The sequence below is a fragment of the Geminicoccus flavidas genome (assembly GCF_009806515.1).
Classification (GTDB): Bacteria; Pseudomonadota; Alphaproteobacteria; order Geminicoccales; family Geminicoccaceae; genus Geminicoccus; species Geminicoccus flavidus.
The window spans coordinates 1-9,785 of record NZ_WUJP01000903.1 but is presented as its reverse complement, the minus strand read 5'-3'; the positions used below and the strand labels follow the sequence as shown (position 1 = coordinate 9,785).

The window sequence follows — 9,785 nt, the reverse complement described above, 5'->3', positions numbered from 1 at the left end:
CGGGGCGGCTGCTCGATGCGATGGCAGGTAATGGATCGTTACCGCCTCACGGCCGGTGCCGCGCTCACCCCCGCGGGAAGTGGCGGTCGAAGCCAGCCACGATCGATGCGTCCAGGTCGTCGTTGCCGCCTGAGCCACTCGGGCCGGAGTAGAACCGCATCAGCTCGATCTTGCCGCGCAGGTCGTCCAGGCAGCGCACCTCGCCCTTGGTGATCAGGGTCCTCAATGGCCATCCGTTGATCGTGACAGGCTTCGTACTGAGCCTCATGAGTACGTTCGTCGAACTGTAGCGCCATGTCCTCCCAGGGGCAGCGCTCATGCCAGAGGGCAAGCAGGGTGGGGCCAAAGGGAATGGGCGCGGCGCGCAAGAGATCAGCGGGCATCGTGGGTTTATGGCCATCAATCCTCACACCACCGTGCGCAAGGTCGTCTCGCTGCCCCGCCTGTTGCTGAGCAGATCGAAGACTACTGGCACTCACAGAAATTGAAATCAGAGGCCGAAGCCATCCGCCGCCTGATCGAGGCCGGGTTGAAGGCGGAAGGCGGCGCAGCCGCGCCGACAGAGAAGAAGGCGGCCGATCCTTCGCGCAACTGAGGGCTAGGTGCCCTGGGGGCAGCCAGCATAGAGCTTATTTCGGAGAACGGTGGCGGGGCTCGGGTGCGGCTGAGAAAATCGCGGGGTAGTTCCGCCAGTGCTCACTACGGCAAACCATGAAGGCTTGCGTCCGCGCGCGTACCACGCCTCGCTCATGGGCGGCCCGGCAGCGACCGGGCCCACTATCAGGAGCCCGGGACCGGGCCGGTGACGTCCTCGCGCGTCACCAGGTGGACCAAGTCGTAGGGCTTGCCGGTCCCACCCTCTTGGGCGCGGTACTCCTCCAGCGCCCGCACGGACAGCGCGCTGTCCCGTAGGTGCCGGACGACGGCCATGTCGTAGTCATCGACCAGCAGCACCCAGTCGGCGACCCTATCGGGCCGCGCCCGCAGCTCCTTCCCCCGCGTTGACGCCCACCGCGCCGCCCGAAGGGCGGCCGTCTCAGCCAGGCTTGCGCAGCACAAACAGGTAGCGGTTGAGGCTCATGAAAAAACTCGCCAGCGGCATCCAGCGCAGCGCACTCGGCGAGCCAGCCGTCCGCTTCCTCGGCCAGCACTCGGCCGGAGCCGACCACGAAGTCGCGGATGAACAGGGCGAGGCCGTGCGCGTAGGTGTTCGGATGGAGCGAGGCGTTGAGGATGGGCACCACCTCGCGCCGGACCACCGCCAACCCAACTTCGGTCGCCAGCCTTCCCAGCACGCGCGGCAGGCTCTGGTGTGCGATGTGCGCGTCGTAGGCGACGAGGATGCGGTCGACACGGGCCTGGTCGCGGCCGTGCCAGACGACGCTGCCGAAGTCGGTGTCGAGCACAACCGCCCGGCCGCCTGGGCGGAGCAGGCGGGCGACCTCGGCGACCGCGCACGCGACCCCCGGAACATATTCGAGGCTCTGGAGCGCCACCGCGGCATCGAGCGAGCCGTTGGGCAGACCCATGGCCGCCATGTCGGCCTCTGCCAGTTCGACCGCGGGAAGGCCAGCACAGCGGGCCCGGGCAAGGGCCAGCATCGGCGCGCTCAGGTCGAGACCGTGGACGCGCCCGCTGGGGCCGACCGCTAGGGCCAGCTCGCGGGTCATGAACCCCGGGCCGCAGCCAAGGTCCGCAACCTGCTCGCCAGGCCTGGGATCGAGGGCGTGGAAAGCGGCAACGCGCGTGGCGGCGACGTCGGGGGTGGCGTAGAGCGCCTCGACCCGGAGTGCTGCCGCCTTGTCAAAGGTCATGCTGCTGGCCACGCCACCGCCTCCTGTGCCGGCGCATGCCTAGCAGGCCAAACTATACCGATCACGTGCCATTGGGGAGGGGCTGCCTTGGCGAAGCTCCCGCCTCCACCCTGACATCTAGCAGTCGGGCTGCACCGCGGGCAGGGTGCAGGAAAGCCTGCGCCGATCCTGATGGCAGCTGGTAGGATATGGATGGCATCCAGCAGACGTAGGTATCTTCCGTCTGTATCACGCCACTAGGGCTTGGTCATGACTTATGTGGGCGTCCTTGAGGCATCTTCAACTCCTAGCGCGCTATGCTGGTTGCTTGTTATAAAGCCGCTCCATATCATCTTGATGTCTCTTTATAATATTAAGATGAGTTCTAAGAGACCTCATTTTCTTTCCAAGTAAACCGCTTTCTCTATCCATTCCCGATATAGCTGCATCCATCACATAAAATGCTTCATTTATATCCAATATGACTTCATGAGCATCTGTTAGTTTCCCAAGGATTTGAATAGCAGGAGTCATTGGTACTCCGCACGAGATATCATCATTCGAATGTTGCTGGGGGTCGACCTGCGCATCTCTCTCAGTCATTGGCTCTCTCCGGTAATTCTTCTGTATTAACGAGCGAACGTGCGGCACCCCAGGGCCAAATCAACTTGGGAGGCGGACGACCGCCAATCTGAGCCTACCGCCTTCAGGATCTTGAGGGCGTCCGCGAAGGACAGTGGGGCCGGCCAACCCAGCTTCCCCAGGCGGTCAATGTCAGAGGCAGCCGCCAGTGCCTGACCCGTAACCGCAGGCGATCGCCGGACGGTCGCCATGGCATGGACGATCTCGGACGCGGAGCCAGTCTCGAACGCATCCGCCAGAAAAGCCTGCACATCTTCTGCCGTGCTTAGATACGCTGCGGCGTCAAAGTACCGAAGTTTCGGCCGCTCCATCGTTTGCCCCTGCACTAGCCTTACCCACGGCTAGATGATCTGACAGCTCAGCCAAGTGGCGATGCAGCAAATGGATCAGCAAATCTAGCCGTTGTGGCCATAGAGCATGCAATTTCGCAAGTAGGACATGTTCGCCCAGCTCCTGCTTGGCTACCGAATGCTCCTGATTTGGGACAATACCCCGCAACAGATCCAACGATTACTATGACGATGCCCCTTACGTCCGTTGACCAATACGAGTCGACGCCGCTCACTGACCGCATCACCGAACTGTTCCCAGGTCCCGGTCAGCCCCTCCATCTGGACACCGGCCATCTTGGGCGCATCCAGCAGCGGACCGCTCAGGATGTTCTGAAACCGGCTGATCGCCTCGGTGCTGTTCAGCATGGAGACGACGTATTTTCCTGCCTCCCGGCCGAAGATCTCGAACATCTGGGCGGTGGTGACGCCCGATTCCGACAGCTCCTTGATGATGGTGTTGAACGGCCGCATCTGGCCGGTGCCGTCCATCACCATGACGTTCAGGTCTTTCAGGTATTGGGCGGCAGCGTCCGTGGGCTTGAGCAGCTGGGCAATCGCGCCAGACAAGGCCACACCGGCCTCGGAGCCGCGCGTGCCGGCCTCGGCCATGCTGCCCAGTGCTGCCAGCATCTCGTCCAGGTCGTAGCCGGCCGAGTTGGCTACCGCACCGACCTTGCTCAACGCCTCACCCAGCTCCGAGACATTGGTCTTGGACGCAGCGCCGATGGTCACGAACTTGTTGATGACCGTGGACACGTCGTTCGTGCTCAGGCCGAACTGCGCGATCGTGTCGGTGGTGATCTGCGCGGCCTTGTCGAACGAGATCATCTCGGCGCCGGCCAGGTTGATGATCTTTGAGGTGAGCTCGACCGTGGTGTTGGCGTCGTAGCCGGCCTGGGCCAGGACCTGGAAGCCGGCGGCCACCTCGGACGCGCTGAAGGCCGTCGACTTGCCGAGGTCGAGTGCCGCCTTTTCCAGCTTTTGCATGTCCTGGTCGTGCCGCCCAACAGGGCGTTGACCCGGCGCATCTGCGTATCGAAGCCGGCGGTGGTCTTCAGGATCGAGGCGCCAAAGGCCGCTATCGGTGCCGTAACCGCCACTGACAGGGTTGTGCCGATGCTCTTCAGGCTGTCTCCACCACCCTTGAGCTGCGCGCTCAGGCCGGCACCGGCCTTGCCGATGGCGTCCAGGCCGCGCGTGACGTCCGATAGGTCTTCGAGGGAGGCGAGGATCCGGACGTCGGCGGTGGCCATGGATCACCTTCTGTTCTGCTGCTGCTCACGCCGGCGCTGCTCGACTTAGAGATCGTGCAGGTATGAGAGTTCGGCTTCCGTCAGCTGTCCCACGTCGCTTGGCCCCCACCCCCAGGCCTCGGCGACGAAGAACAGCAGCCTCAGGTAGGGCGGTTCACCGTCTGGTCGGCCGCCTCCATAGCCGCGGCAAAGGCTCGGGCCATGTCGGGAAAGAGCATGTCTTCGACCTGCTCGCGTCTGATTGACGGATCGACCTTGGTCACCGCGCGCTCGACGAAGGTGGCAATCCGCGAAAAGCTGAAGTCCTGGGTCTGGATGTGCTTGAGCGCGACCCGCGCATCCTCATCGGGGTTCTTCTCCATCTGGATGTAGTCCCGCGAGGTCAGCGGCAGGCCCGGCGCAGGTCGATCGTGCGGTCGGCCACGTTGACCAAGTACTGTCCGGTTCGGGTGCTGTCACGGCTTCCGGCGTCGCCTCGGGTTCCCGGGTAAGGAGTGCGGTGTCCATCATGAGAGGCCTCAGCTGGCGTAGGGGGTGGCGGTGATGCTGCGCAGGGCGGCGATGCGGGCAGCTGTCTGATCGAGCTGCGCCATGGCCTGGGCATAGGCAGTGGCGACCGCCGACAGGCCGGCGAGGGGCCGCCGCAGATCATACGGACGAAGCGCCTCGCCAAGACACCGCATCTGCTGCGCTGCCTGTGCACCCACCCAACCGATCGGCACGAGCTTAGCTAGGCATGAAGCGAGTTTTGCTCTATCGCTTCGCGAAGGAAAGCCAACCGGCATCTGCACTTTCCTGCTTATCTGTGTCGGATCATACTGGCCAAGGCAGGCAGTCGCGAGAAATCCGGGTGGAGATGAGGGTATAGCTCGTTGCCGTCCATCGAGTTCAGGTGACGAGCTGTCCGCAGCTTCGTGCCATCGGTTTCTCCCATTCCATGATCAGGAAGTACGGCACCCGCCGGTACCGGTCCGCCTTGGCGGGATCGCCGCCACGGGGAGCCGGCTCCGCGAAATGGCGTAGGATGAGCCCCTGCTCGAGCAGGAGGGACATGTAGCTGCTCAAGGGGCGATGCCAGTTCCGGATCCGGATCCCGTGCCAGCTGGCCCAGCAGGCGCGCTCTTCCAGATAGTAGTCGATGAGGAAGCACGGCTGGCCCGTGCGGTCGTTGAACCAGCCGGGCGGGTTGCCCGCGGTGTTGAAGCTGGTCAGGTTGGCGATCAGCAGCGTGCCACCCGGCCGCAGTACCCTGGCCATCTCCGGGATGGCTCTTCGGATGTCTGGGATGTCGATCAGGCTCAGATAGCTGACGACCAGGTCGAAGCCCTCATCCGGCAGCTCGAGCGCCTCTGCCCGGCCGACGCGATAGTCGCCTTCAGGATCCCGCTCCTGGGCGTGTTCGATCAGGCTCTCGGTCGGATCGATCCCGACGGTCCTGACGCCGAGTGCCTGCAGCATCCGGCAGAACCGACCCTCACCACAGCCGACATCCAGGGCCGTCTTGAAGCCGCGGCCTTCAAGTTGGGCGAGCATCGGGGCGTCCAGGACGAACTGGCGGCCGAAGTCACCATGCTCGCCGATGTCCTCGATCCAGGCCGCAGCCGATTCCTCCCAACCATTGGGCATGTCCTTCCTCCGATATCGGAGGGCGCAGAGAGTTGCATCGCACCATGACGTCAAGGGAATAGCGGGTCTGATGGATCAGATGCCTCCCGACACGCGCACCACCGTTGCCGTCAGGTAAGACGCCTCGTCCGACAGGAGCCACAACACCGCATTGGCGATCTCCTGCGGCTGGGCGATCCGTCCCATGGGCACGCGCGAAGCGACGCGCGCGGGCCGATCGGGATCGCCGCCGGCGGCATGGATGTCAGTGAAGGCGGTGCCGGGTGCCACCGCATTGATGCGGATGCCCAAGGGAGCGACTTCCTTGCCAAGACCGACCGTCAGGGCATCCACCGCGGCCTTGGTAGCCGCGTAGTGAACATACTCGCCGGGTGCACCGAGGGTGGCCGCGATCGACGAGATGTTGACGAGGCGCCCGGCGATTCCCGCCGCCTGCCACCGCCGCACCGCCTCCTGTGCCACCAGCATCGTACCGAGGAGGTTCACGTCGATCGTGCGGCGGAGCGCCTCCAAGGGCAGGGTCGCGAAGCTGCCGATCTGGCCGGTGATGCCAGCATTGTTGACGACGGCTTTGGGCGGCCCAAGCATGGCGGTGACCTCGTCGAAGAGCACACCAGCGAAGGCAGGATCGGCGACATCACCTTGAATGGCGTGGATGCGCGCGCCGCTCCTGCGAAGCTCCTCCAGCAATGCCTGGGCAGCGGCCGCATCCTCGCGATAGCTGAAGCAGACGGCATAGCCGCGAGCTGCGGCAGCCCGCACGATCGCTGCCCCGATGCCACGACTGCCTCCGGTTATTGCCAGGACATCGTCATCATGGCTTTGCTTGCTTCCTGCGTAGGACAATAGGTCATCTCCCTGCCGAAGGTGGCTTTGCTGAAATAGCTACGGCGCAGTCCGTATCTGCCCGAAGCCGCCCAAGGACGTGAAGCTCGGATGACGATCTGCCCGTTGCACGTCTCCTTGCAGGGCTAGGCACGGCCAAAGAGATGCGAGTTCACTAGCCTACCGGTCATCGTGCTTCTGACCGTCATCACGAGCGCCAGCGCCACGAGCGGCGCGACCACAGCCGATCCACCCCTTCAAGCCAAGCCAAGTGCGCGCCTTCCTGAAATCAACCACTACCGCTTGGTGAAACCGAGCGCATTCAACCCGGTTTGCTCCCGAACACCTGTGGAGCAATGGGTTGCCAGACGAGCCGCCGCTGGTCCTCGTGGTCGAGGATGACCCATTCATCGCCCTGGACGAGGAAGCCCTGCTGCGGGCGCATGGCTGGCGGGTCCTGGGGCCTGCTCATACCGTCGCGGACGCGCTCGCCCTGCTCGACCAGCAGACGCCCGACCTGGCGCTGTTGGATGTCGAGGTTGGCACGGAGCTGGTGACTCCGGTCGCGGCCGCCCTGCATGACCAGGGCGTGCCGTTCGTGCTGTGCAGTTCGCGTCCGCCCTCGAAGGTGGCGCCCCTGGCCGGCGCGCCGCTCGTGGGCAAGCCGTTCCGCCGGCGGCTTCTGCTCCAGGAGCTGGAGCGGGCGTGCCCACGGGCGCGATCACGATGAGCTGACGGAACTAGATAGCTTCTCCGACTGGGCCCACTTCTGCGGGGCAGGGGGCATGCTATCGTTCCAGTGCGTGCTGCCCGTGCCTGCGCTCGACTGCGATCGTGTCGGCCAGTTCCTCCCAGCCGGTGACCCGGCTGTCCTGCAGCTGGCCCAGTCGCTCTTCCCGCTCCCACTGCTGCCGGCGCGCTTCCCGCTCGGCAGTCATCCAGGCGGTCTGCTCCGCTATGGCGGCGGCGATCCGAGTGGCGAGCGTCTGCTGCTGCTGAGGCTGATCGAACATGCGTCCTCCCGAACTTGGGTGGGGGGATAGGTGCACCGGCGACGCGGCCAGTGGAAGCCCGCTGGCGCATGGCTGGTGCCTCCTTCACGCGGTTGACCCGCGATGGTCATGCGGCTGGCCGGTGCGCTCCGGTAGGATCGGCGGGCCGGCCAGCCTGGTCTTCCGAGGTCAGGACTGGCCCGCCTTTCCCTGTTTGGCCCTCCCTTCCGCCCGGTTCATCGCCGGGCGGTTTTTTTGGACGACGGCCAGCCAGACCAAACACGAAGCGAGCTATTTGCCCTCAGCCTAGGCCATTTGCTCCTCGATGTCTGCGCGCAGCATGGGGGCCTCACCGGCCGGGCAGTCGATGATGACCAGCTCCAGCCCCGGCGCGATCCCGCCCTTGCGCAGCGCCGAGCCCACGCCGGAAAGCAGCCCCGGACGCGACAGGGCCTCGATCCGCAGGACCTCGCGCAGGGTCGGCGGATCGAGGCCGATCCAGGCGACGACGTACACCTGCGCCAGGCGAGTCTCGGGGTTGGGGACATGATGGTGGCCAGGTGGTGGTCTGGGCAACCCGACAGCCGGTCCGATCGTTCCCGGTAGCTCGCCGGAACGATGGCTGCAGCTTTTGGTTGTACCTGACAGGCTATCAGGAACGACGAACGGGATGACGGGCTCCTCACCGCTGTGCTGGTGGTCGAGGATGAGCTCCTGACCGCGCTGGAGCATGAAGCCAATCTTCGGGCCGGTGGCTGGCGGGTGCTGGGTCCGGCCTCTTCGGTGGCCGAGGCACTCGATCTGCTAGCGTATCAGACGCCCGACATTACCCTGCTCGATGTCCGGCTTGGCCGTGAGCTGGTTACACCGGTTGCCTATGCCATCCCCCCAATCAGAGCATCCCGTTCGTGCTCTGCAGCGCCTTCGATCCCAAGAGAGCCGCTGCTGGCGAACGTGCCCCAACCCTGGGCAAGCCGCTCGATACCCGACTGATGTTCCGCACGCTGCGGCAAGCGCTGCTCCGACCCGGCCGTCCCTAGGTGCCGCCGCGCCGCCTGGCCTGTGGTTCGGCTTCCCCCTCCTCCCACGTCAGATGCTCTTCCTGCAGGCGCAGGGTCTCCGCCACGGTGGCGAGCAGCCAGCGGCCTGGCGCGGCAACCTCAATCGTCGCGGTCGCTCAAGTCATCGGTCGGGTCGGTGACGTCCACCAGGAAGACGACGAAAGCTTCCCCGTCGTCATCTTCGTCGGGATCGTTGTCCCCAATGCTGTCCTCGAATACCGAGCGTTCCTCGTCGGTGGCCGCGCGCACCCGCAGCTCGGCTTGGCCGTCCCACAGGGGCTGCCCCTCGTGCTCAAGCACCATGAGGTCCTCCTTGAAGGCCTCGTCGTTCAGCCATGCTTCGGCCTCCGCCCGGGTTGAGACATCCACGACCGCCACGGGCCTACCTGCGATCTCCAACGTGTACATCGTGTCCGTCCCTTCCTGCCCCGACCTGCTCCGGATCGCAGAGGTAGGTCGAGCCAGGGCCACGGCAAGCCTTCTCGGCCACTCAACTTGCCGGTGCGTGCAAGTCGCATAAGGGTTGCCGGATCAAGTCGATCCCGGTTGCGCTGAAATTGAAACGGCCATGCTGGCGCGCAGGACTGTGCGCCGATTCCCCAGCACTATTCGACCAATTCTCATCCCCCTCCGGGCGTCCCCGGTTATGGCGGATCGGGGCGGCTCTATGCGATCATGGCGACGCCTTCACCTCGCGGCGTAGGTGACCGCCTCGATCTTGTTGCCGTCCGGATCCCGCACGAACGCGCCGTAGTAGTTCGCGTCGTATTCAGGTCGCAGGCCAGGTTCTCCGTCGCTGGTACCGCCATGCGCAAGCGCGGCGGCATGGAAGCGGTCGACCATCGCGCGATCCTCCGCGGCGAACGCAATGTGGCTGCCGTTGCCCACGCTCGCGGGCTTGCCGTCAACCGGCGTCTCGACGCTGAACTGGAACTGGCCGCTGCCATAGTCGAGCCCGGTATCGGTTGCCTTCATCGGCAGCAGCCCGACGATCGGCAGGACTGCATCGTAGAAGCGCTTGGCGCGGGCGATGTCGTTGCTGCCGACTGAGACGTGATGGATCATGGTTGCGCTCCGGTTGTCGCAGAACCAACCCAGGACGACGGAGCGGGATCCACGGGCAGCCGCTCTCGCAGGGAGGGAGGGCACGGCCGGCGGGCCGGTGCTGGGTGGTGCTCGTTGGCCGGCCGCTCAAGGCAGTGGCGGGTCGACCGGCACGTCTTGGCCCTGCGCATCGGCCAGGCGATGATCGTCCAATTCA

General features: G+C 64.9%; 13 protein-coding genes and 1 pseudogene. 1 reads left to right on the top strand and 13 read right to left on the bottom strand.

Annotated elements, in window-relative coordinates:
• Positions 1-64 precede the first annotated feature (64 nt).
• The 9 genes and pseudogenes from EQG76_RS25965 to EQG76_RS25930 form a co-directional block, all read right to left on the bottom strand.
• On the bottom strand, positions 65-226 hold the full coding sequence (locus tag EQG76_RS25965; RefSeq protein ID WP_159717672.1) for a hypothetical protein: 162 nt from the start codon (positions 224-226) through the stop codon (positions 65-67).
• Between the two features lie 554 nt (positions 227-780).
• Entirely contained in the window at positions 781-954 is a 174-nt protein-coding gene (locus EQG76_RS32505) for a hypothetical protein (protein WP_235031571.1), read from the bottom strand.
• A 359-nt stretch (positions 955-1,313) separates the two neighbouring features.
• A pseudogene (locus EQG76_RS33710) lies at positions 1,314-1,670 on the bottom strand (methyltransferase domain-containing protein); the annotation flags it as partial.
• 438 nt (positions 1,671-2,108) lie between these two features.
• The gene (locus EQG76_RS25955) at positions 2,109-2,396 is read right to left on the bottom strand and encodes a hypothetical protein (protein ID WP_159717668.1); all 288 of its coding nucleotides are present in this window, start codon (positions 2,394-2,396) and stop codon (positions 2,109-2,111) included.
• A gap of 500 nt (positions 2,397-2,896) precedes the next feature.
• Positions 2,897-4,027: a phage tail tape measure protein gene (locus EQG76_RS25950; protein ID WP_159717666.1), complete on the bottom strand. Its 1,131-nt coding sequence runs from the start codon at positions 4,025-4,027 to the stop codon at positions 2,897-2,899.
• A gap of 133 nt (positions 4,028-4,160) precedes the next feature.
• The gene (locus tag EQG76_RS25945; RefSeq protein WP_159717664.1) at positions 4,161-4,382 is read right to left on the bottom strand and encodes a hypothetical protein; all 222 of its coding nucleotides are present in this window, start codon (positions 4,380-4,382) and stop codon (positions 4,161-4,163) included.
• Between the two features lie 156 nt (positions 4,383-4,538).
• The gene (locus tag EQG76_RS25940) at positions 4,539-4,703 is read right to left on the bottom strand and encodes a hypothetical protein (RefSeq protein WP_159717662.1); all 165 of its coding nucleotides are present in this window, start codon (positions 4,701-4,703) and stop codon (positions 4,539-4,541) included.
• 205 nt (positions 4,704-4,908) lie between these two features.
• Positions 4,909-5,646 (bottom strand): class I SAM-dependent methyltransferase, encoded by a 738-nt coding sequence (locus EQG76_RS25935; protein WP_159717660.1) that lies wholly within the window; start codon positions 5,644-5,646, stop codon positions 4,909-4,911.
• Between the two features lie 75 nt (positions 5,647-5,721).
• Positions 5,722-6,492 (bottom strand): SDR family oxidoreductase, encoded by a 771-nt coding sequence (locus EQG76_RS25930; protein ID WP_200841136.1) that lies wholly within the window; start codon positions 6,490-6,492, stop codon positions 5,722-5,724.
• A gap of 340 nt (positions 6,493-6,832) precedes the next feature.
• On the opposite strand from EQG76_RS25930, the gene EQG76_RS25925 reads away from it, so the two are divergent.
• On the top strand, positions 6,833-7,201 hold the full coding sequence (locus EQG76_RS25925; RefSeq protein WP_200841135.1) for a response regulator: 369 nt from the start codon (positions 6,833-6,835) through the stop codon (positions 7,199-7,201).
• Between the two features lie 58 nt (positions 7,202-7,259).
• Here the strand turns inward: EQG76_RS25925 and EQG76_RS25920 are convergent, their stop codons facing one another.
• The 4 genes from EQG76_RS25920 to EQG76_RS25905 form a co-directional block, all read right to left on the bottom strand.
• Entirely contained in the window at positions 7,260-7,484 is a 225-nt protein-coding gene (locus EQG76_RS25920; RefSeq protein ID WP_159717658.1) for a hypothetical protein, read from the bottom strand.
• Positions 7,485-7,769: 285 nt separating this feature from the next.
• On the bottom strand, positions 7,770-8,195 hold the full coding sequence (locus EQG76_RS25915) for a hypothetical protein (RefSeq protein WP_159717656.1): 426 nt from the start codon (positions 8,193-8,195) through the stop codon (positions 7,770-7,772).
• A gap of 428 nt (positions 8,196-8,623) precedes the next feature.
• Positions 8,624-8,932, bottom strand: coding sequence for a hypothetical protein (locus EQG76_RS25910; RefSeq protein ID WP_159717646.1), 309 nt, complete (start codon positions 8,930-8,932; stop codon positions 8,624-8,626).
• A 279-nt stretch (positions 8,933-9,211) separates the two neighbouring features.
• Positions 9,212-9,589 (bottom strand): VOC family protein, encoded by a 378-nt coding sequence (locus EQG76_RS25905; RefSeq protein ID WP_159717644.1) that lies wholly within the window; start codon positions 9,587-9,589, stop codon positions 9,212-9,214.
• Positions 9,590-9,785: the final 196 nt, after the last annotated feature.